The organism is Paenibacillus sp. FSL H3-0321 (assembly GCF_038002865.1).
Classification (GTDB): domain Bacteria; phylum Bacillota; class Bacilli; order Paenibacillales; family Paenibacillaceae; genus Paenibacillus_AQ.
This window is the reverse complement of record NZ_JBBODH010000001.1, coordinates 6,383,065-6,406,396: the sequence shown is the minus strand read 5'-3', so window position 1 is coordinate 6,406,396 and position 23,332 is coordinate 6,383,065. Positions and strand designations below refer to the sequence as shown.

Here is a 23,332-nt window from a genome sequence, read left to right as displayed (position 1 = left end):
ATAACGGAAATAGGGGGTTTATTATAGTAACTTACGCATAGGACATGACCGGATCATCGTCATGGGCTACAGATGCGGTAACCACAGTATTCTTTCCGCTCCGCTTAGCTTCGTACAAGGCATTGTCTGTCTTGCGGAACAGCCGCTCTTTGCCGTCTCCGAGCTGGTAATCACATAACCCGATGCTGACCGTAATCGGCTTGTCCCCGGCATAGGGATGCTCCATCTGGGCGATATTTATCCGCATCTTCTCTGCAGCGGCATAAGCATCGTGAAAGCTTTTATCCGTGAAGATCACTGCGAATTCCTCACCGCCATACCTCGCCGAAAAATCATTTAAGCTGATCAGGCTGCCCATCTTGGCCGCAACCTCCTTCAGCACAAGGTCTCCGACCCAGTGTCCATAAGTATCATTCACCTGCTTGAAGTTATCAATATCAAACAGCGCCAGCTGCAGCCGCAGCCCGTTGCTTTCACACTGCTCCAGCAGCGAGTCCAGATATTCATGAAATGACTTGTGATTGTAAAGACCGGTAAGTGCATCAATCTTCAGCATCTTATCGGAAATTGCCCGCTCAACCATAAGTTCCTGTTCGGATATGGTCAGCTGCTCCAGATGCTCACGGGCTTCACGTGCCCGGACAATTACGGCCTGAGCCATCACAACGAACACAATAAACACGCACTCTACCATCAGAAACTCCAGCACCGGCTTGTCCAGCACCGGCCGTTCCAGCCCCAAATAAACACCGGCATAAAACAGTAAGCTGATCAGTCCCAATCCGTGCAGCAGTCTTTGATCGAAATAAACAAGCGCAATCATAATTGGCATCATCAGGGTCATTTGTGCACCGTCAACAAACGGCTCCAAGACGAAATACATCAAATAGGAGACAATAAACCCGCAAACAACAACAGCCTGCTTGTGATATTGCAAGGTAGTGCGCAACCACATTTCGGCGAGTATCATCGCGATCACAATCATTATATTACATCCTATAAATAGGTGCCCCTTGCTCGGAATCAGCACCGTCTTGACTTCAGGCATATGGGTTGACAACATAAAGATGAGCTGGGCAGCCAGCATGAAAATTACCAGCACCCAATACCCGCTTAATATTCTCCGGTGCCATATCTCTGCATTCAACGTATCATTAGCTAAATTGATGTACATCCCCTACTTCTAACCGTTAATATAATAGCTTTCATTATAATAAATTTAATTTATTTTTGCATCATTTATTTGCATTTTTCGACAAACTTCGGACATATTTTTAGACGAAATTTTGAGCCTGATTGTTTGTCAACAGTTTTGAAAAGTTTATCCAAGACTTCCGCTTAAAAGTAAGCTATGCTATTGTCACCGAACGGTATCAAAATATAGTTATAGGAGGATGAAGATGATCCGAAGATCAGCTATGCTGCTGTCCATCGCATTTGTTCTTATACTATCGGCCTGTAGTGGCGGCAACGGCAAGCAAGCCAGCTCCACCAGCAATAATGGCACTGCCGCTTCCGGCATTAAGCCGGAGGATGAACTCGTCATTTCTGCTACGAATTACAGCTTTGACCAGGAGGAATATCATTTAAAAAAAGGCGTGCCGGTGGAGATCACCTTTAAGAACGAAAGCGGCAACCACGGAATTCTTGTTCCTGAGCTGGAGCTTCAATTAACCGCCAAGGATTCTTCCCGCGTCATTGTTCCAGAGGAAGCAGGAACCTTTGAAATGACCTGTGCAATCATGTGCGGCTCCGGGCACAGCTCGATGAGCGCTAAGATTATCGTGGAATAATAGCATACAGTTACCCGCAGATGCCAACTTGATATCTAACAAGTGGAAACGGCTTCACCGTCCTCAAAAGGACGGTATCCGTTTCAGCGAGAAATAGAAGGATAATTTATAGCGTGAAGCCTATAAATTCTTATATTTAGACAAAGACGGGGCCCAGGCAGAATTCACTGCCCGGGCCCCGTCTTTGTCTTGCGTCCGCCATTCAACTATCCTGTTCGATCAGTTGAATCCATTCATTATATTCACTTTGCAGCTTGGCATATTCCCCTTGGAGATTGCGATGTTCCTGAGAGAGCTTATCCAGCTCACCTTGTTGCAGTTCGAACTGCGCCTGCACTAAACGAAGCTGGCCCTGCACGAGCTCGTAGCTCTCACCGATTTCTGCGAGCTGCTGCTGCACTTCGCTGCGCTCCCGGTTCATGGATTCAGCCTCGGCTTCGGCTTCTCCGGCCTGCTGCTGCCAGATCTCGATTTCCTCGCGCAGAGTAGCTTCCGCTTCACTCCACTGCTGCTGACGCTGCTGAAGCTCTTCATACTTATGCTTCCAGGATGCCTCGTATTCCCGCGCTTCCTTCAGCACTTCCTGCTGCTCCGCTGCGGTTACGGCAGCTTCACGGCTAGCTTCGTAGAGCTCCTCGAGACGCCGTGTGGACTCTTCGCTTTCGGCTTCCAGCAGCTCGTATCTTTCGCGAAGCTGCTCGCCGTCCTGCAGAACATCATCATACTGCGCAATGAGTTCCTCATAACGCCCGCGCAGCGCCGAAAGTTCCTTGCGGGCTTCCGCTGCAGCTTCGCGCTGTGCTGCGCTCTCCATTTCCGCTTCTGCACGCAGTTGGGCCTCACGGTCCAGCTGCTGTACCATTCCGTCTGCCTGGCCGCGGAGCGTATCAATCTCACGCTGCAGTCCTGCTGACTTCTCTTCGGCTTCCAGAAGGTTCATCTCCAGCTCGCTGATATCCTCCATATGCTTGTCCGCAAGCTCCTGCCAGTTCCCGGCTTCTTCTGCTGTACGGGTAAGCTCCGCCTGTACGTTCAGCAAACTGTCCTTGGTTCCCTGCAGCGACTTGCGCAGCTCTGAGGATTCTTGCTGTGCCAGCTCATACCGCTGGCGTAGTCCTTCCAGCTCATCGCTGAGCAGCTCTCCCAATTCGGCTGCAGAACGCAGCTCTTCCTTGGTGTGGCTCAAGGTATCGGTTGTTGCCTGCAGAGATTCTCTGAGTTCTACGGCTTCGCGCTGTACCTGCTCATAACGCTGGCGCAGCTCTTCCAGCTCCCCATTCAGCAGTGTTCCCAGTTCCGTAGCGGAGCGCAGCTCTTCAGAAAGCTGCTCCTCCCGGCTTAGAACCGCTTCATATTGCGCCAGAAGTGTCGTACGGGCATCACGTTCACCCTTCAGCCCCGCTTCCGCCGCTCTCAGCCTGGACTGAAGCTGCCCGGTTCCGCCGCGCAGCTCGCTAAGCTGCTTCTCGAGCTCTCCGAGCTGCTGCTTATGCCGGTGCTCTTGGGTACCCTGTGACTGCCGCAGCTCCTTATTCTTGGCAAGCTCTTTCTGCAGCGCTTCTCTTTCGGTGCTGAGTTCTTTGTCCAGCGCGGATTTGGTATCCGCCAGTTCCTTGCTCAGCGAAGTGCGGATCTCCACAACCTCGCTTCCCAGCGACTCCCGGGTCTCGGCCAGTTCCTGCTGGAGAGCCGACAGCGTTTCCGCTTTCTCCTTGGACAATGTCTCGCGGAGAAGTTCCAGCTCCTGCGCATGTGCCGCTTTCAGTACTTCCAGCTGCTCCAGACGTACAGCTTCAAGCCGTTCCAGCTCCTGCCGGTGACTCTCGCGGGCAGCAGCCTGCTCATTCTCATTCGTATCCCGCAGCGTCTTCAGTTCCACCTCGCGGGCCTGCAGCTCTTCAGCCAGCTTATCCCGGTCCGCAGCGGCCGTCTTCCCTGCTTCAAGCAGCTGCTCGGCATGAACCTTGCGCTCATGTTCCTGTATCTCCAAATGCCGTTTGCGTTCCTCTTCAGCGGCGGCAATCAGCCGTGCTGCCTCTTCTTTGGCCGCAGCATCCAGCCGTTCGAATTCCTCCTGCCGCTCCCGCTGTACTTCGAGGAGACGTGATACCTCCACGCGCAGCTCCGTGCGCTCGCCGGTCAGCATATTCAGCTCATTCTTAAAGTCCTGAACCTGGATGGCCTGCTCTGCCATATGTACGGCTGCAAGCACCGCAATCCGCGGTGTATCCAGTCTGGAATGTGATTTGGAAATTGCGCGCATGTGCTCGTCCACATAACGGGCAACCTGCTTCATATATTCAGTGCTGCTTCCGACAAGTTTATAGGAAGTTCCATATATCTCCACGGCGACACGAGTCCGGTCCATAGCCACAGTTGTGCCCTCCTTTGTATGTGTGCGGATTCTAAGTTGCTATCCCTGCTTCTATTGTAGCGTTATTCTTAAACATTTGGCAAAAAAACGTCTTCATTATATTGATTTAGTCCATATCCGCCGAACCTTAGACTTATTAGAAAAAAGCCGCAGCGAATCTCTGGTTCTAAATGGATTCGCTGCGGCTTTGCACAATTCCTGCTACTTTCTTAATTCCGCACCAAAAGTTTGCTGAAGTGCGGAAACAACCTTATCATGCACTTCCCCAACTTCCTCGTCGGTCAGTGTATGTTCCGTATGACGGTAGAGCAGCGAGATCGCTACGCTCTTCTTCCCGCTTTCCATTTTGCCGCCGGTGTACACGTCGAATACCTGCACATTCTGCAGGAGTGTTCCTCCGTTCTCACGGATGGATGCCAGCAGATGGCCTGCCGGAACTTCCGAATCCACAACGACTGCGATATCCCGTTCCATTCCCGGGAAGCGCTGCAGTTCACTGTACTGCAGGTTAGCGCGCGCAGACTCATAGAGCGGCTGCAGCAGGATCTCAGCTACATAGGTATCCTCCAGGTCAAGCTTGCGCTGCAGTTCAGGATGAAGCTGGCCGATTGTTCCGATCTTCAAGCGCCCTTCATCTCCCAGCAGATACACCGAAGCGGAACGGCCCGGATGATAGTCTTGCGGGGCATCAGCTTCGTAGACTACGCGTCCGGTAAGTCCCAGATGGGCAAACACGGTTTCCAGCGCGCCCTTAAGATCGAAGAAATCGACAGGCTCTGCCGTCACATTCCACTGTTTGGCTGCGCGGCTTCCGCTCAGCAGCAGTCCCAGCACCGGCAGCTCACGCGGCTGGCGGGTGAGCTGCTCTTCGTCGGTGAAGAAGACATTGCCGATTTCGAACAGCGCCAGATCGCTTTGCCGGCGGTTGGTATTGTAGAGGGCAATATCCAGCAGCTGCGGAATGAGGCTGGTACGCAGCACGCTGCGTTCCTCGCTCATCGGCATGGCCAGCTTCACAGAAAGTTGGCCTTCTGCAAGCGCAGGGAACCATTTGCTCTGCTCCGGCTGAATGAAGGAATAACCCATGACCTCCTGATATCCGCCAAGGGACAGCAGGCGGCGCAGCTCGCGGCGCAGGAACTGCTGTCTAGTGAGTGCTCCAGGAGTGGTAATGCCTTCCATCAGGGTTGTCGGGATATTGTCATAGCCATACAGCCGGGCAATCTCTTCAATGAGATCCACATCGTAGCTGATGTCGCCGCGTCTGGTTGGCACCTGAACTTCAACAACTCCCTGGGAGGCATCACCGCATTTGAAATGCAGACGGCCAAACAATGTCTTCACTTCCAGCAGTGACAGCTCCGTGCCGAGATAGTTGTTCAACTTCTCCAGTGGCAAGGTCAGAACCTTCTCCTGTACAGAGTCTCCTCCTGCCTGAACAATGCCTTCATGCACTGAACCCCCGGCATAACGCGCAATCAGCGCTGCCGCCCGGTCCAATGCCGGAATTACGGCATTCGGATCCACTTCTTTCTCGAAGCGCAATGATGCTTCAGAGCGGAGGCCGAACTGGCGTGAAGCCTTGCGGACCGTTCCACCGTCGAATTTGGCCGATTCCAGCACCAGATTCACTGTTTCTCCAGTTACTTCCGTTGCCAGTCCGCCCATTACTCCGGCAAGCGCTACGGCTTTTGCCCCATCGGCGATCACAAGCATTTGCGGCTCCAGCTTGCGTTCTTGCCCGTCGAGCGTAGTCAGAACCTCGCCTTCCTGCGCAAAGCGGACACCAAGCACGCCGCCTTCCACCTTGTCACTGTCAAAGGCATGCAGCGGCTGTCCGTATTCCAGCATGACGTAGTTAGTGATATCCACGATGTTATTGATCGGACGGACACCTGCAGCCATCAGCCGGTTCTGAATCCAGAGCGGAGAAGCAGCAGGCTTCACTCCGGTAATATAGCGTACTGCATAGCGGGAACAGTATTCGTCATTCTCGATTTTTACGGAAATAGAGTCGGATGCCTGGCTCCCGGTCTCTACCAGATCCGCTGCCGGATCGGGCAGCTTCAGATCCCGGCCAAGAATCGCGCTTACCTCATAGGCCGCGCCAATCATGCTTAGGCAATCGGACCGGTTCGGTGTCAGATCGAATTCAAGAATTTCATCATTCAGGCTCAGCACCTTCAGGATATCCTGGCCGATCTCGGTATTCTCAGGCAGAACAAGAATGCCTTCCTGCAGTTCTTTCGGCAGCAGCTTGTCATTCAGCCCAAGCTCCTTGGCCGAGCAGATCATGCCTTGCGACAATACGCCGCGCAGCTTGGCTTTTTTGATGTCCAGGCCCGGAAGCTTCGCCCCCACCAAGGCTACAGGCACCTTTTGCCCCGCTTCGACATTCTTTGCTCCGCACACGATCTGCAGATCCTCGCCCTGTCCTGCATCCACGATACATACGTTCAGCTTATCGGCATCGGGATGTTTTTCTTTCGATTTCACATATCCGGTTACAATCCCGGAAAGCCCCTTGTTGCGGCGCTCAACACCGTCAATCTCGATGCCTGCAGTGGTGATTCTGTCCGCCAGCTCTTCAGCGGTTACTCCCTCTAACGATATATAATCAGCCAGCCATCCGGTTGATACTTTCATGTCCGCTCACTTCCTTTATTTCAGATGTATTTATCTACCAGCCCGCTCACCCGTCAAAAATCTAAATGCCCTTGAACTGCTTCACGAAGCCCATATCATTGGTATAGAAATAACGGATGTCGTCGATGCCGTATTTCAACATGGCAATCCGCTCCGCACCTACGCCGAAGGCGAAGCCGCTATACTCCTCTGGGTCGTATCCGCCCATTCTGAGTACATTCGGATGCACCATGCCAGCACCGAGGATTTCCAGCCAGCCGCTTTGTTTGCACAGCCGGCAGCCGTCTCCGCCGCATTTGAAGCAGCTGACGTCAACTTCAACGCTAGGCTCGGTGAATGGGAAGAAGCTCGGACGAAGGCGGATCCCCGCACTCGGGCCGAACATTTCTTTCATGAACTGCTGCAATGTACCCTTCAAGTCACTCATGCGGATTCCCCGTCCAATGACCAGACCTTCGATCTGATGGAACTGGAAGGAGTGGGTGGCGTCGTCATCATCGCGGCGGAACACTCTCCCCGGACAGATGATTTTGACCGGTGTTTCGCCCTGCATTGCCTGCATGGTGCGGATCTGCACTGGAGAAGTCTGCGTACGCATCAGGAGATCATCCGTCAAATAGAAGGAATCCTGCATATCGCGTGCCGGATGGTTCTTCGGCAGATTAAGCGCCTCGAAGTTATAATAATCCGTCTCTACTTCAGGGCCTTCTGCTACCCGGTAGCCCATGCCGATGAAGATATCTTCAATCTCCTGCACCACCCGGGTGAGCGGATGAATTCCGCCTTGCGGCAAACCGCGGCCCGGCAGCGTAACATCCACTTTCTCTGCCTGCAGGCGGTTCAGCGTTTCCTGCTGCTGGAACGCCTCCTGCTTGGAGCCGATAATATCTTCAATCGCGCTGCGCACCAGATTCGCCACCTGGCCGATTACCGGACGCTCTTCCGCGCTAAGCCCTCCCATTCCCCGCAGAACCTCGGTTAACTCGCCTTTTTTGCCCAGATACTTCACGCGTAAGTCATTCAGAACCTGCGGATCGGTTACTTCCTGCAGCTTAGCCAATGCCTCAACCTTCAACGCTTCCAGCTTCTCTTTCATGGCGTGTACTGCCCCCTTAATCATCATATTGTCAACAAAAAAAGGCCTTTCCTCCCGGTAAGGGACGAAAAGACCGTGGTACCACCCTTGTTAGACTCCTGTACCACTTCCCTTAAGAGCTGTATTCCCTCTTTCGGTGCGGTAAAGACATGCCTCACTTTAACAGAAATAACGGTCTGCGGCCGGTTTCCCCTACTGTCTTCCTTCAAGAAGATCTTGAAGTGAATTCAGGGAACTGCTCCGGAGTGAACTTCGGCAGCTCTGCTCTCCTAGAAACGCTCTCAATCTGCGGCGTCTCCTCCCTGTAAGCCAGGCACTGCGTACTCTTCTCCATCACTGCATTTATAATGATGTTGCTGGGAAACTGCATCTTCTTATTCAGAAGATATGTCTATTTATTATATGCACAAAATGTCGTTTTGACAAGCCGACAAATTCAGAGGAATTAATCCCTAAACTCGCCGGGAACGGCAGCTATGATATTTTAGCGCTTAGCACAGAAAGGGAGTATCGTTTGTAGAAAACTTGGGTAATAGGACTCAGGGGTTGGAGTATGAATAAGCCTGTACTATACATAATGTTTAAATCTGATGCTAATTATATCAAGATCCCCATCTCCTCCCCGGCTTACCGGATCGCTTGATGACCCGAACGGTCGGCTGGCAGGGGATTTTGGGCATTTCAGGCTCGGATCAACCTCTTATATTCCATACTCGGCCCGGATGCCCTAAGCAGGACGTCCTACATACTGATGAGAAGGATCCCTAATCGTACTGGAAGCACTATGTTTCTATGACTATTTGAAAGACACTCTCTCGTTGTCCCTGCGGCCAATTACCCGCAGCTGGGATTAGTTCCGCATAGGTATCATCTACTATCAAAGAGATTTCTCAAAGTTTTATGCGGGGAGAGGATGACAGTGGCTTTATACAAAATCAAAAACACACGCAGATTAATCCTTTTATTTGTCGCTATCTCCGTTATTCTGGCGGGCATCAGCACCGCTTCTCTGCTGTATCTGAACCACACAATTAACCGGCTTTCAGATTCACTGTACAGCGATGTCTACCAAAATTCAGAGCTGATTCTGAATGCCGACCGGGATCTTCATCAGGCTGCCCTTGCGCTGCACACCGTGATGAACCGGAACATTACGCGTGAACAGCGCGGCCTGCTGTCTCAGGAGTATCATGACAATAATGCCCAGGTGAAGCAGCGGCTGGGCATGGTCAGCTGCAACATCAACGCTATGAATCATCCGGAAAAGAGGATGACACAGAGCAATCGGCTGCTCTCCCAGCTGAGAAACGAGCTGCTGAGCTTCGAAGACGCTTTTGAAAGCTGGAAGAATACCGGGCAGAAACTGATCTCCCGGCGTATGGAAAGCAATTGGAACCCGGATACGTACTCAGCTATCATGATCAACACCCGGCTGAGTGAGGTCCGCAGCAGTCTGGATCAATCCGAGAACCTGATCGATAACTACGGACAGCAGATTACCCAAGAGTTCCGTGAGCGAAAAAGCACCCTCTTCGCGGCCTACTCCCTGATCTTGTTCCTGCTTATGCTCGTTATTATTTATCTCTGCCGCAGAGTAGTTTCGCTGCAAAGTGAGATGCAGGAAGATCAATCCCTTTACCAGCTGATCGGTGAGACCATGTCTGACTTCATTATTTTGACCGATCCAAACGGTATGATCCTGTACGCCTCACCTTCCCATTCCAGCGTGCTTGGCTACGTGCCGGACAAAGGTGTTCCTCTTTCCAACTACATCCGCGAAGCTGAAATCTCCTGGGCGAAGCTGAAGAGTGTGGTTCAGGGGACTCCACGAATTTCGGAGCTGCGCATGCGTTCGGCAAAAGGCCACTGGGTGTGGCTGGAAACGAAAATCTCACCGATCACCGGCAGCCATGCTTTTCCCGCGCAGTATATGCTTATCTCTCGTGAGATTACCCAGCGTAAGCAACATGAGGAACGGCTCCACAAGCTGGCCTTCTATGACCATTTAACAGCAATCCCCAATAGAGCCCATTTTAAAATGTACATGGAGAACCTGATTAATCAGCCTGAGGACCGCAGACAGGAAATAGCAGTTGCGCTGCTCGACTGCGACAGGTTCAAGCAGCTTAATGATACCCTTGGCCACTTGGCCGGAGATGAATTCCTGCAGCTGCTCTCCCGTGAGCTGCAGCAGACGGTTAAAGGATTCGGTCAGGCGTTCCGCATCGGCGGCGATGAGTTCGCCGTCGTGCTTCACCGCTTTACCAATCCAGAGATGCTGAACGAAATGCTGGACCGTTTACTTCAGCTGTTCAACAAATCCTGGTCTGTCAACCAAGGCTCCAGCTTTCATACTTCCGCCAGCATCGGCGTAGCCCTATATCCGCAGCATGGCGGAAGTATCAACGAACTGCTGCGCGCCGCCGACCTGGCGATGTACCGCTCCAAAAACAGCGGCGGTAACGAAGCCAATCTATACAATAAGCTTGTGGATGAAGAACATTCAGACAAGCATAAATAAAGAAACAGGCAGCAAAACAGGCTGTTCCGGAATCACTGCCCAAACGGCGGCGATGCTGGAACAGCCTTTATCAGCTGAGTGGCTATCCGTTTCTTCTATATCTTAACTTCAGCTGCTTAACTGAAGCGGATTATCTCCATCGCCGCTGCTTGCACTGCTGCGGTCTTGCACCACTACCTTAAGCAGCGCTTCACTGCCGGAGCAGTCTATAAAGCGGTCTCCGCTACCCTTCTCTTCCCAGTCATTCAGCCGCAAAATATATCCAACCGACTCTGTTCCCGGCACCACTTCGATCCGTGCTACCGCACGTCCATCCTCCATCTGCCGGAAATCGCACTGCCCATCCTGGATGCCTGTACCCCACACCCAAAGATTCCAGCCGCGGTAATCGCCGTCGGGGCGGTCATAATGAACCTCAATGATCTTTGCCCGCGGTGCAGGCTCGCCGTAGACATCATACAGTACCATCATCGACAGTCCTTCAAGCTCTACTGCATGATCTGTGGCAATACGGAAGGCTTCTGTACCGGCACCGGAATGATCCACCACAATGTTCCAGCAGCCGCCTGTCTCAGGCAGCTGCTGAGTAACAGGCCCCCAATTGGCGTTGAAAATAACAACGATATTGTTCCAGACATCACCGCCTGCATTATCCTTCAGCTGATAAGCGACGACGCCGTCTTCACAGCGCAGGAACTCCAGTGAGCGCTCGATCTCCTGCCGTCCATGCAGACGGAAGGCCGGATGCTTGCGCCGCAGCTCAATAAGCCCTTTATAATATTGAAAGACAGTCATAAATGTCTCTTTGTTATCCCAGCGGATCGCATTGACCACATCAGGGGAACGGTAGCTGTTATGATCCCCGTATTTGCTGCGCAGTATTTCATCTCCGGCATGCAGAAAAGGAATGCCCTGGGAGGTTAAAATGATCCCGTTAGCCAGCAGGGATCGGCGCACAGTTTCATTGTCAAGAACATCCTGCGGGTCGATTGCGAAGTACGGATTTGCTTTAGCGACCGCCTTTTCGACCTCTCCGCCGCCCTTCAATCTTCCATTCTCCAGTTCAGGCAGATCCGCCGCCTGGCGCTGGCCTTGGGAAGCAAGCACCTTATCCCACAGATTCAAGTTATCATGAGCGGTAACATAATTCACCGTTTCGACAGGCGAGTCGGTAAATTCATGAATCGCTCCTTTTATTCCCGACGCCACTGCGCCTTCTTTGCCATATTCACCGGTTGCGAAGCCTTTGCCCCAACCATCGCTGTCGCCTTTTATTGCCGCACGGAAGTTGTCATTGAACACGGCATAACCTTTGCCCCGCTGCACACCCTTCAGCGTTTTGTCCGCCAGTGGAGAGTCCCCTCCTGTCCACGGCTCCCCGTAGATCAGCAGATTCGGATTAATGGCAAGGCGCAGCTCTTCCGTAATTTCGCGCATGGTTACGCTGTCCATCAGACCCATCAGATCAAAGCGGAACCCGTCGATATGATACTCCGAAGCCCAGTATAACAAGGAGTCCTTAATATATTTGCGCACCATAGGCCGCTCTGTGGCAATTTCGTTGCCGACGCCCGAACCGTTGGACAGTCTACCCAAATAATCATGACGGTAGAAATACTCCGGCACCAGCGGCTCGAATGGCCCCTTCTCAACAGAATACGTATGGTTGTACACCACATCCATAATGACCGAAATGCCTCGGCTGTGCAGTGCCTGCACCATTTCTTTGAATTCACGGATCCGGGTCCCGGGTTCAGCCGGATTCGTACTGTAGGACCCTTCGGGTACATTATAATGCTGTGGATCATAACCCCAGTTATATTCGCTGTAATGTCCCGCTTCGGTGTCCAGACCATTTGCATTCAGTTCGTTTACCGTCTGGAAATCGAATACCGGCATTAGATGCACGTGGGTAATTCCCAGTTCAGCCAAATGATCAATCCCCAGTGCATTCCCTGCGGAATCACGTAATCCGGTTTCCGTAAAAGCTTTGAACTTCCCCTTATGCAACATGCCAGAGCTCTCATGGGCGGAGAAATCCCGTACATGCAGCTCATAAATTACCGCATCTGCGGGATGTTGCAACTGGGGTGAACGGTCCTCTGCCCAGGAGGGCGGATCGGTCTCACGCAAATCCACAATCGCCGACCTCACCCCGTTCGCCGAAACAGCGGTTGCATAGGGATCGGCGGCCTCCCTTATACTGCCGTCGGCAAATACGGTGCGGTACATATAATATTTGCCTTTCAGATCTCCGGTAAGCTGCGCCTGCCAAACACCGCCATCCTGGCGCTGCATGGGGATAATCACTCCACTGTCTTTGGAATAAACGGCTGATACATCTGCGCCGGTCCCGCCGGTCTCGTACAATACAACCGATACGGTAAAGGCCGTCGGGGCCCATACTTTAAACTGGCTGCAGCCTGCAGTGTAGGTTAGTCCAAGGTCTTTGCCTTCATAAGTCTCTATTATTGTCTCTGTATTTATATAATTGCTATTCATGTATTCCACCATCCCCCTGTTCTCCGCCATATTGCCGGATAACGGTTTACTTCACTTAAATCCAACTATTTCCACTATGGAAGAAATTAATACTTGCACAGATCTGCAAGCGAAGTCTATAGAGTACTGTCTTTCTTTTGAATCATAATATAATATGTAACACTATGTTCACAGGTTTGGGTTCCACCCGTTTTATGTGCCCACATTCTATTATCGGCTGCTGCGCCCAGGTATTTGAGCTTGTCCTTATAAATGACAGCACGAACAAAAGATGATGTACTGCCGCTGACAACAAAAAAACGGCCTCCTATAGAGGAGGCCGGCAGTAGTAGTTGGAAGAGTGAATTGCCTAAACGGATAATGCAAGAAAGCTTTGCGAATTTACTTCACGCTGCTCTGCACAAGTGCAGCAACTTCCTCGGCGGTGCCAAGCTGAAGTGCTTTAGCAGCCATTTCCTTCATATCTGCAGCGGACAGCTTAGAAATCTGGCTGCGTGCAGGCAGGATGGAGGTTGCGCTCATGCTGAACTCATCGAGGCCCAGACCGAGCAGCAGCGGAATCGCTGTGCTGTCGCCGGCCATTTCGCCGCACATGCCGGTCCATTTGCCTTCGGCATGGGCTGCGTCGATAACGATTTTGACCAGACGCAGGATCGCCGGATTGTATGGCTGATACAGGTAGGATACCCGTTCATTCATACGGTCGGCAGCCATCGTATATTGAATAAGATCGTTGGTACCGATACTGAAGAAATCCACTTCTTTGGCGAACTGGTCAGCCAGAACCGCCGTTGATGGAATTTCTACCATGATGCCCAACTGAATGTTGTCCGATACTTCCTTGCCTTCTTCGCGCAGCTTAGCCTTTTCTTCCAGCAGCAGATCGCGGGCTGCACGGAATTCGCCGAGCGTAGCGATCATCGGGAACATGATGCGCAGGTCACCGTGAGCACTTGCTCTAAGCAAAGCGCGCAGCTGGGTGCGGAAAATATCCTGACGGTCCAGACACAGGCGGATCGCACGGAATCCAAGGAACGGGTTCATTTCCTTCGGCAGATCCAGGTAAGGCAGCTCCTTGTCGCCGCCGATATCCAGTGTGCGCACAACAACCGGCTTGCCGTTCATGTTCTCAAGCACAGTGCGGTAAGCATTGTACTGAATTTCCTCGGAAGGCAGCTTGTCTCGGCCCATGTACAGGAACTCGGTGCGGTACAGACCTACACCTTCGCCGCCGTTCTCGATCACACCGTTCACATCATTAGGTGTGCCGATGTTGGCAGCTAGTTCTACATGTTTGCCGTCAGCCGATACGGTCGGCTCATCGCGGAGTTTTTTCCACTCGGCAATTTGCAGATCATAGGCTTCCTGTTTAGCTTTATATTCGGCGACTTCAGCATCGCTCGGGTTGATTAGAACATCTCCGCTCAAACCGTCGACAATCACCAGATCTCCCGCCTTGACTTCAGACAGTACATTCTTGGTGCCGACTACCGCCGGAATTTCCAGGGACCGGGCCATGATGGCCGAGTGCGAGGTGCGTCCGCCGATATTCGTCGTGAAGCCCTTCACGTATTTACGATTAAGCTGCGCCGTGTCGGATGGAGTCAAATCCAGGGCAATGACGATAACCTCTTCATTGATTTCCGCAGGACTTACATAGTGAATACCCAGCAGGTGGTTCAGGATGCGTTTGGTTACATCGCGCATATCAGCGGCACGTTCCTGCAGGTAAGCACTTTTCATATTTTCGAACATTTCGATAAACTGAGTGGCAACTTCATTTAGGGCATAGTCCGCATTAACCGATTCCTCGCGGATTTTATCCATTACGGGACTGATGAGTTCGGGGTCTTCAAGAATCAGCAGATGGGATTCGAAAATCTCCGCCTTCTTCTCGCCCAATTCAGCGAGCGTGCGCTCCTTAATGCCCTGCAGCTCGCCCTTGGATTTCTCCAGGGCGCTCTCCAGTTTGGCAATCTCGGCTTCCACATCGCTTACAGCAGTCTTCGTGATTGTATAATCCGGATGTTCCAGGATAAATGCACGGGCTACGGCAATACCTGCTGAAGCCGCGATTCCTGAAATTTTATTCATGGAGCTCTCCCAGCCCTTCTTTAATCATCACATCTTGCAGTGCGCTCAGTGCTTCCGCTTCTTCACTGCCTTCAGTAATCAGACTCAAGGTATCGCCAGCTTCAAGACCCAAAGACAATACGCCGAGAATGGATTTAAGTGTTACTTTTTTACCTTTGGCTTCCGCGAATGCTTCTGTGCCTTTAAACTTTGTTGCTGTATTTACCAGCGCTGTTGCTGGGCGTGCGTGAATTCCGTCTTCGTCAATAATTCTGAATGTTTTTTGCATGATAATATCCAACTCGCTTTCTGTTAATTTGAATGTTTGTCTTATGTGAAGGCCGCGCTCCCCTTCATTATAAGGGAAGCGCCATGCCAATGCACATTTTACTGAATGCTGATGATGTCTTTATCGCCTACAGCCACTTTACCCGGCTTCTTCAAGGTAACCGTGGACCCTTCAGGCAGATTGGAGAAGATGACCGGTGAAATAACGGAAGGCGCATGGGCTTTCACGTATTCCAGATCCACTTCCATAATCGGCTGTCCTGCAGCTACCAGGTCGCCTTCTTCTACAAGAATCGTGAAGCCTTGGCCTTTAAGCTTTACAGTATTAACACCAATATGCACGAGCACTTCCTTGCCGCCGTCGGACATAATCCCGATAGCATGCTTGCTCGGGAATACATTGAACACTTTACCGTATACCGGTGAAGCAATCTTGCCGTCATCTGACAGGAAGGCGAAGCCGTCACCCGTCATCTTCTGGGAGAAGACAGCATCTGGAACCTGCGTAATATCAAGCAGCTCGCCATTTACCGGGGACACGATGTCCTCAGGAATAATTGCTGCGCCTTCTTCACCGACCTGCTTCTCAAGCTCAGGCTGCGGTGCGGCTGAAGCAGCTGGTATTCTGCCGTTCATGACATCCTGTATCTGTGACTTGATTGTATCTGAACGTGTACCAAAGATCGCCTGAACGTTATTACCAACCTCAAGCACACCGGAAGCACCCAGCTTCTTCAGCCGGTTCTTATCTACGCCTGCCTTATCCTTAACCTCGACGCGGAGGCGGGTGATGCAGGCGTCCAGATGGGTGATGTTTTCTTTGCCGCCCAGTGCGGACAAAATGTTGCGCGGCAGATCATCACCGCTTGTAGATACATTCCCCGTGTTGACGTCTTCCGAATCATCGGATGCATCTTCACGGCCCGGAGTTTTCAGATTGAACTTCCGGATGACATAGCGGAATCCAAAGTAGTAAATCACGGCAATAACCAGACCTACCGGGATAACCAGCCACCACGCAGTACGGTTCGGGATAATACCGAACAGCACATAGTCGATAAAGCCGCCGGAGAAGGTCATTCCGATCTTAACATGAAGGATTTGCATAGTCATAAAGGAAAGACCTGCAAAGACAGCATGCACTGCGAACAGAAGCGGAGCTACGAACAGGAATGAGAATTCCAGCGGCTCTGTAATCCCTGTCAGGAAAGAAGTAAGGGCTGCAGAAACCATCAAGCTGCCGACAATCTTTTTGTTCTCAGGTTTGGCTTCATGGTAGATCGCCAGTGCCGCTGCCGGCAGACCGAACATCATGAACGGATATTTACCTGTTGTAAATGTACCCGCTGTGAAATCCACCCCGTCGCGCAGCTGCTGCATGAAGATCCGCTGATCCCCGCGTACCAGTTCGCCGGCTTTATCGACATAACTTCCGAACTCATACCAGAACGGCGAATAGAAAATGTGATGCAAGCCGAAAGGAATCAGTGAACGCTCAATGACACCGAAGATAAAGGCCGACAGCGTCAAGTTCGTGTTGATCATGCTTTGCGACACATAGTTCAGGCCGTGCTGGATCGGCGGCCAAACAGCCGTCAATACAAGACCAAGAATCAGGGAGGTTACTGCCGTCATAATCGGCACAAACCGTTTACCCGCAAAGAAACCGAGATACGACGGCAATTCTATGCGGAAGAACCGCTTGTACATCGACGCGGCCAGTATCCCGACCAGGATACCGCCGAAAACCCCTGTCTGCAGCGTCGGTATTCCCAAGACACTGGAATAGGAGAAATCCTTCCAGGTCAATACATAAGCGTTAATGCCCAGTACCGTTCCCATGGTTACATTCATGACGAGGAAACCGATGATTGCCGCAAGACCGGCAACCCCTTCACCACCGGCAAGACCGATGGCTACCCCGACCGCAAACAAGAGCGACAGGTTATCAAAAACAATCTGTCCCGAGTTCATCAAAACGTTGGCAACGGCCTGAACCCCGCTGTTTTCCAGTGCCGGTACGTATTGGAGGAAATCCGGGTTAACCAGCATGTTGCCGATCCCGAGCAGCAAGCCCGCCGCAGGCAGGATGGCTACAGGAAGCATAAGCGCTTTACCGACTCTTTGCAAAACGCCAAACAACTTTTTGAACATTTAGGCCACTTCCTTAATAGTAATTTCGCACAAACAGGAAACCAAAAAAGGCATGAGCAACACAGCATTAAGGTTTGTCTCTCTAACACTAAGGTTAGATTGCCCCAGCTTGGGGCCTGACAACCAAAATACTGTAAATCACTCATGCCTGATCGTATCAGTTACACGTAGGTATTCTGTTTTATTGGAACAGGGAACATTGTAGCACCGATTTTTTGAAGTTGCAAGCATGTTTTTGTAAGGGGTTCATTTCAACCCTCATGCTGCTCCATATCCTCTTCATCCTCTTTCTTCTGGGCCAGACGCTGCAGATGAATAGTCAGGTAGCTCACTTCAGCCGGATATACCGGAATACGCACCCGCTGCTCAATGACCTTAGTCAGCTTCCAGGCCAGCATGTACATTTCAGGATATTCGCGCTTCATTAACCCGTCAAGAGAAGAAGTCTCCCGCACACTCTCACCACGGCGCAGTCTTTCCAGAACAAAACGCAGATGGGTGACCAGCCGGGAATAATCCAGGGAATCCCGCGGAACATGATAACTCAGATTATCCTCCACCAGCCCCACGAGATCACCGATCAGCACGGAATGCTGCTTCACCTCGGAGATATGACGGTTGCTCAATGCGCTTACAATATGCAAAGCGACAAAACCGATCTCATCAAAAGGCAACGTTACCCCCATCGCCTGATTGATCCGCCCGACTGCATATTCGGCCAGACTGTATTCCTCAGGGTAAATTTCCCTGGTTTCGTACAGAAACGGATTATGTATGGCGATATCTTGTTCATGACGGCGGATGGCAAATGAAATATGGTCAGTGAGTGCAATATGAATATGTTCATTCAGCGGTTGGCGGCTGCTCTGCATGATATGCAATACAATCTCCTGAACTACCTCGATCAGCTTCTCGTCCACCTGCGGAACGAGCTGCTTGTATTGCTCCTGCTCCTCCTGGCTGCGGAGAATAAACATCTTCTCCACGGAAGACAGACTGATCCGATCACGCATTTTCCGGTTAAAGCCTATGCCCTTTCCGATCACCACAACCTCGGCGTATTGGGGATGCTCGGCAATAATCACATTGTTATTGAGTACCTTAGCCACTGTTATGCTGCTCACTGCTTACACCTCTTTGAATTCTGAATACCTTTGCCGCTGCGGCAGCTGCATAACTTGACAGCATGTGTAGATTATACTTGGCTACCGCCATAACATCAAGATTTCAGATGTGGAAGAGGCTGGATCATTTTACCCGGAAGGTTCTGCCCGAGTATTTATAGACCAGGAATAAGGCGATGGTCATGTAGGCTACCGTGGTCAGCAGTACCATTCCCGCAAAATAAGCCGGAGTGCTCTCCAAGCGGAGGCACACAATGGTTGCAGCCAACACAATGCTGTTGACAATGGTGAAGAACGGATTCTTCAAATTCAGCTCTGTGCTGTAAGGCTGGAAAATATAATACATGAACAAGTGATGCACGGAGAAGAACAGGGATAAGCCGAGGATAGCCCCGCAAAAACCAGCTGCATCCGCAATCCCCCAGGTTTCATCCGAAAGCAGAATGAGCAGATTCACAGCTATACAAATAGCTCCGGCCGGAATCAAATTCAGAGCGGTTATTCTCAGCAGCCGAATCCGGAAATTGCTCAGCACCGCCGTCCGTTCCCGGTAGAATCCATACCGCAGCAGACTAATATCGCAGTTGTAAAACATGGCTTTGCAGACCTTCTCACCGATCGAGGTAAAATTCATAATAAATACAAAATAAGAAAGGCTGCCGATTAAAAAATGTGACATCTTGGTAAACATTGCCGGTGAGACCATCATCGACAGCAATCCGGCTGCGAACAACACGCCAATGATAAGCATCCGCCGCTGAATCGGCTGTATTAAAAAACGTTTATGCCGCGAGAAAAAGATCGCATTCAGGTAAGCATAGCCGCTTTTCTCCTGAAATTGACCGGGACTCAGCTGTTCCGCTGAAAAATCCTTTTCTTTCGTCTCGACATCCTTAACTCTCGATTCCTTCATCATACGCCCCATATCCAGCAGCGGATCGTCTATTTTGGTCACAGCGTCAACTGCACTGCGGTAACGGGGATAACGCGCAATATAAACGGCGGCAACCACTCCTATAGCCGCAATGGCTAAACCCGCCGGCAGGTTGAACAACATAGCGCTGTCCACGAAGGACACTTCTGCATACAGCAGAGCATAGGCAAGCGGAAATCCCACGCCTATGACGGTCCACACCCACCCTGTTTTTTTGACAAGCACAATGTCCGTATGGTCGAAGAGCCATAAATGCAGCGCCTCACTTCCCAAGCGCCAGGCAGTTAACAGCAGGGCAAGCAGCACTCCCTGCCAGACCGGGGCCTGCAGCAATGAAGCGAAGAGGCACATGGCCGGTATATAATAAACAAAGAAACTGAAGGTCCGAAGCGACAGAGTAGCGTGCATGTACTGATCAGCAGGCAGCCGCATCAGCTTCACACAAATATATTTGTCCCGCTTCGGTTCCAGGATGACCGCATTTGAAACTGCGGCTACGACACAACTGATTATGACCAGCACTTGCAGATAGAGCTGATACTGTTCAGCAGGCGGCAGTTCCTTGCCGATTGTGATCACAGGCCAATAGACTACAATTCCCAAATAAGCGAATTTGGTCAGAAAGCCCCATATTATCTTCAGAATAAGCACGATTACAGTCAGCGTCTTTTTGAGTCCTGTCCGGGAATACAAGTCATTCTTTGCCATCTTCCCAATTACCGGCAACCGCTGGAGATAATAGATCAGCCGGTTCGCCCCGGATGCGCCCCTGATATCCAGTATGGTGTTCAGCGTCTTAATCATTGCTGCCCTCATCCTTTAGCAAGGTTATGATTCTCTCCTCGAATTCCGGGCTGTGCAGAGTGTCGGCAGGAATCTCCTGGAGTGTCCCGTTATTCAGGATAACGAGCTCGTCGCACAAGTCGGCTGCAAGCTGCAAAATATGGGTGGAGAAAATAATGATATGATCCTGCTTCATCTCCCGCAGCAGCTTCTTGATCTCCAGTGCCACCACAACGTCAAAAGAAGTCAATGGTTCGTCCAGCAATATCAAGGGCGGACGCGTAATGATAAAGCAGAGCATTTGGATCTTGTTCTTCATGCCATGAGAATACCCTTTGATCAGCCGGTGGCGGTCCTCCTGCTCAATCCGGATAATGTCGAAATAGTCTTCGATGCTTTTGCCAGGTTCAATCTTGTCGCGGTTGATATCCATATAGAATTTCACAAACTCATAGCCTGTAAGAAATTCCGGCAGGATGGGCAAAGAAAACACATACCCGATATCCGCCTCGCGAAGCGGACTGCTTACTTCGTTTTCCCGTAAAAAAGCCCCGCCGCTGTCCATTCCAATCTCCCCGCTCAAGCAGTTGAACAGCGAGGTTTTACCGGCACCGTTGCGGCCCAGCAGACCGTAAATCTTGCCTTTTTCAAAAGTGTAGTCAATGCCTTTGAGCACTTGTTTATCTCCGAAGCTCTTACGGATGTTATCCAAGAGCAGCTCCATACGAAGTTCCCCACTCTCCATAAAATTCAAGGTATGACAGGCAATGCGCCTGTCATACCTTGAGTTATCCCGCATTATCCTTCAAGTTTATCAGTTGGAACCACTGGCACTACCGGTACTGCAGGTACTACCGGTACCGCAGGTGCAACCGATACTGCCGGTCTGTGGTCCAGAGTTCCCGTTTTCCCTTTAGTCAAACCTTTAATCAATGCCTCTACATCAATTCCCGAGACACTCTTCAGCATTTCCGGTGCCGTCGACATCAGCTGGGTCACATAATTGCTGACCCGCGCCGCTCCTTCACCATTGCCCGTATCCACCACAGTGAGCTTGTCGATGGATGCCAGCGGCTCGGCAATTTTACCGGCCAATTCAGGCAGCATCTTCACGATGATGTCGAGCACGGCAGCTTCACCGAATTTCTGGAACGCTTCGGCCAGCTTCTCTTTGGCTTCTGCTTCTGCGAGACCGCGCAGGCGGATAACTTCGGACTCCGCTTTACCTTTAGCCAGCTCTGCGTCGGCTGTTGCCTGGCCTTCCAGGCGTTTCTGCTCGGATGTTGCCTTCGCCTGGGTCTCAATGCTGTACTGCAAGGCATCGGCTTCACGCATCCGCTTGGCCTTATCGGCTTCTGCCGCCTGTTCCACTGCGTAGCGGTCGGCTTCCGCTTTCTTCTTCACTTCCGCATCGTACTGCTTCTCGCGCACCTGTATTTCTTTGGACTGCAGGTCTATCTCGCGTTCCTTGCGAACCAGTTCGACCTTCATCTGCTCTTCCACCACCGTCTGCTTGGCGCGCGCCTCCTGGATGTGATAAGCCTGATCGGCTTCCGCCTTGGCTGTATCCTGATCACGTTTAAAGGCTGCAACCTTCAGCTGATTGTCCTTGGAGGCTTCGGCGATGTTCGTATCCCGCAGCAGTTCAGCCTTCTGCCCTTGCTCCTCGGCGTTTGCCTTCTGGATCCGCGCATCCCGCAGCGCTTCCGCTTCGGCGATTTCTGCATCCCGCTTCACTGCAGCAATCCGCGGTTTACCTAGAGCTTCCAAGTATCCGTGCTTGTCGCGCACATCTTTGATGGTGAAGGAGACAATCTGCAGTCCCATCTTCTTAAGATCGCGCGCTGCTACACCCTGAACCTCCTGGGCAAACCGGTCACGGTTGCGGTAAACCTCTTCCACGGTCATTGAGCCGAGAATCGCCCGCAGATGCCCTTCAAGCACTTCCTGCGCCTCGCTCTTCAGCCCTTCTATCGGCTTGCCCATGAACTGTTCGGCTGCCGTTGCCACATCTTCGGTAGAACTGCCTACCTTGATAATAGCCACACCGTCGGCGATAACCGGCACCCCTTGCTCAGTGTATACCTCCGGTGTCGTCACATCGAGCTTATGCGAAAGCAGAGACATGAACTCGGCCTTCTGGAAGACAGGCAGAATGAACGCCCCGCCCCCGCGGACTATCTTGATTTTACGGCCCGAGCCATCATCTGAGATATGATTGCTGCCGAGAAAGGAACCGGTGACAATCATTCCTTCATCGGGTCCGACCGTCTTGTAACGTGCCCAGAACGCAATCCCAAGCACCAGCAGAACCGCTACAACTACAATAGGAATAAACAAATAATCTGGAATGTCTAAGCCTAACATTAAGAATCCACTCCTTTTCTCTCTTCAAATTCAGTTACCAGCGCAACACCTTCCCGGACCTCTACCACTACAACCTTAATCCCGGCCGGGAGGGAAAGCTGCTCAAAGCTGGCTGCCGTATGCAGGCTGTTGCCTGCGCCAAACTTCACCATGATTTCGCCATAGCCCTGTGCCGGAATAGGAACGGTAATTTCTCCGATCTTGCCAGGCAGCTCGCTCATGGAGAACCCGTTTGACATCTCGCTTTTGTCCATCGGTTTGACGACTCCCAAGTAAAGAACCACCCCCATAAAGGCTGCGATCAGCAAGGACAAGGCAAGAACAGCGCCATCTTCCAGCCTGCTGTAACGCGTGAGCAGAATGCCTGCTCCGCCAAATACGGTGACTCCCCCGGCCAGCACAGCAGGGTTCAGGAAATCAAAGGAAGCTACATCAAATATCCCATCCAAAACATTGCCGATCAGATCTCCCACAACTACGCTGACTACGGCAAAAATGACGCTGAGCGCCAAACAGCCCAAATACAGCGTTTGCATTATTTTCTCCTCCCGTCTATAGTTCCGGACTGTCATACTAGTATAAACGTTCAAACCATGTCCTTGGTTTCACAAACTTGGATGATTATCTCAATATTGTATCGTGGAAGCAGCCTTGAACCCAAACCGGCCTATGCCAAC

15 protein-coding genes and 1 other annotated feature are annotated in these 23,332 nt (G+C 51.5%); of the genes, 2 read left to right on the top strand and 13 right to left on the bottom strand.

Annotation, left to right across the window (positions count from 1 at the left end; translation table 11 throughout):
* Window positions 1-31: 31 nt before the first annotated feature.
* Window positions 32-1,174 carry a GGDEF domain-containing protein gene (locus MHI45_RS28410; RefSeq protein ID WP_076111461.1) on the bottom strand — a complete coding sequence of 381 codons (1,143 nt, stop codon included), beginning with the start codon at window positions 1,172-1,174 and terminating at the stop codon, window positions 32-34.
* Window positions 1,175-1,400: 226 nt separating this feature from the next.
* Here MHI45_RS28410 and MHI45_RS28405 point away from each other — a divergent pair, with 226 nt between their 5' ends.
* Window positions 1,401-1,793 carry a cupredoxin domain-containing protein gene (locus tag MHI45_RS28405; RefSeq protein ID WP_076111459.1) on the top strand — a complete coding sequence of 131 codons (393 nt, stop codon included), beginning with the start codon at window positions 1,401-1,403 and terminating at the stop codon, window positions 1,791-1,793.
* 202 nt (window positions 1,794-1,995) lie between these two features.
* On the opposite strand, the gene zapA is transcribed toward MHI45_RS28405, so the two are convergent.
* From zapA to pheS, 3 genes are all read right to left on the bottom strand, one after another.
* Window positions 1,996-4,161: a cell division protein ZapA gene (zapA, locus tag MHI45_RS28400; RefSeq protein WP_445667524.1), complete on the bottom strand. Its 2,166-nt coding sequence runs from the start codon at window positions 4,159-4,161 to the stop codon at window positions 1,996-1,998.
* A gap of 207 nt (window positions 4,162-4,368) precedes the next feature.
* Window positions 4,369-6,813 (bottom strand): phenylalanine--tRNA ligase subunit beta, encoded by a 2,445-nt coding sequence (gene pheT, locus MHI45_RS28395; protein WP_341119807.1) that lies wholly within the window; start codon window positions 6,811-6,813, stop codon window positions 4,369-4,371.
* 61 nt (window positions 6,814-6,874) lie between these two features.
* Window positions 6,875-7,909, bottom strand: coding sequence for a phenylalanine--tRNA ligase subunit alpha (gene pheS, locus MHI45_RS28390; RefSeq protein WP_341119806.1), 1,035 nt, complete (start codon window positions 7,907-7,909; stop codon window positions 6,875-6,877).
* Between the two features lie 57 nt (window positions 7,910-7,966).
* Window positions 7,967-8,255 (bottom strand) — a binding site (T-box leader).
* 573 nt (window positions 8,256-8,828) lie between these two features.
* Between pheS and MHI45_RS28385 the strand changes: the two genes are divergently transcribed.
* Window positions 8,829-10,430, top strand: coding sequence for a sensor domain-containing diguanylate cyclase (locus MHI45_RS28385; protein WP_341119805.1), 1,602 nt, complete (start codon window positions 8,829-8,831; stop codon window positions 10,428-10,430).
* Window positions 10,431-10,538: 108 nt separating this feature from the next.
* Here the strand turns inward: MHI45_RS28385 and pulA are convergent, their stop codons facing one another.
* The 9 genes from pulA to MHI45_RS28340 form a co-directional block, all read right to left on the bottom strand.
* Window positions 10,539-12,932 carry a type I pullulanase gene (gene pulA / locus MHI45_RS28380; RefSeq protein WP_341119804.1) on the bottom strand — a complete coding sequence of 798 codons (2,394 nt, stop codon included), beginning with the start codon at window positions 12,930-12,932 and terminating at the stop codon, window positions 10,539-10,541.
* Between the two features lie 381 nt (window positions 12,933-13,313).
* The gene (ptsP, locus tag MHI45_RS28375) at window positions 13,314-15,026 is read right to left on the bottom strand and encodes a phosphoenolpyruvate--protein phosphotransferase (protein ID WP_038588239.1); all 1,713 of its coding nucleotides are present in this window, start codon (window positions 15,024-15,026) and stop codon (window positions 13,314-13,316) included.
* Window positions 15,019-15,294 carry an HPr family phosphocarrier protein gene (locus MHI45_RS28370; protein WP_038599075.1) on the bottom strand — a complete coding sequence of 92 codons (276 nt, stop codon included), beginning with the start codon at window positions 15,292-15,294 and terminating at the stop codon, window positions 15,019-15,021. Before MHI45_RS28370 ends, ptsP begins: the two co-directional genes overlap by 8 nt.
* 98 nt (window positions 15,295-15,392) lie before the next feature.
* Window positions 15,393-17,447: a glucose-specific PTS transporter subunit IIBC gene (gene ptsG, locus MHI45_RS28365; protein ID WP_038588237.1), complete on the bottom strand. Its 2,055-nt coding sequence runs from the start codon at window positions 17,445-17,447 to the stop codon at window positions 15,393-15,395.
* A 251-nt stretch (window positions 17,448-17,698) separates the two neighbouring features.
* A complete protein-coding gene (glcT, locus tag MHI45_RS28360) occupies window positions 17,699-18,571 on the bottom strand; it encodes a glucose PTS transporter transcription antiterminator GlcT (protein ID WP_038588235.1) in 873 nt (290 codons plus the stop codon).
* Window positions 18,572-18,695: 124 nt separating this feature from the next.
* Window positions 18,696-20,309 (bottom strand): hypothetical protein, encoded by a 1,614-nt coding sequence (locus MHI45_RS28355; protein ID WP_341119803.1) that lies wholly within the window; start codon window positions 20,307-20,309, stop codon window positions 18,696-18,698.
* Window positions 20,302-21,012, bottom strand: coding sequence for an ABC transporter ATP-binding protein (locus MHI45_RS28350; RefSeq protein WP_038588230.1), 711 nt, complete (start codon window positions 21,010-21,012; stop codon window positions 20,302-20,304). Before MHI45_RS28350 ends, MHI45_RS28355 begins: the two co-directional genes overlap by 8 nt.
* A 74-nt stretch (window positions 21,013-21,086) precedes the next feature.
* Window positions 21,087-22,655, bottom strand: a complete 1,569-nt coding sequence (locus tag MHI45_RS28345) for a flotillin family protein (protein ID WP_341119802.1) — start codon at window positions 22,653-22,655, stop codon at window positions 21,087-21,089.
* Window positions 22,655-23,191, bottom strand: coding sequence for a protease (locus tag MHI45_RS28340; RefSeq protein ID WP_341119801.1), 537 nt, complete (start codon window positions 23,189-23,191; stop codon window positions 22,655-22,657). The genes MHI45_RS28345 and MHI45_RS28340 overlap by 1 nt, the downstream gene beginning before the upstream one ends.
* Window positions 23,192-23,332: the final 141 nt, after the last annotated feature.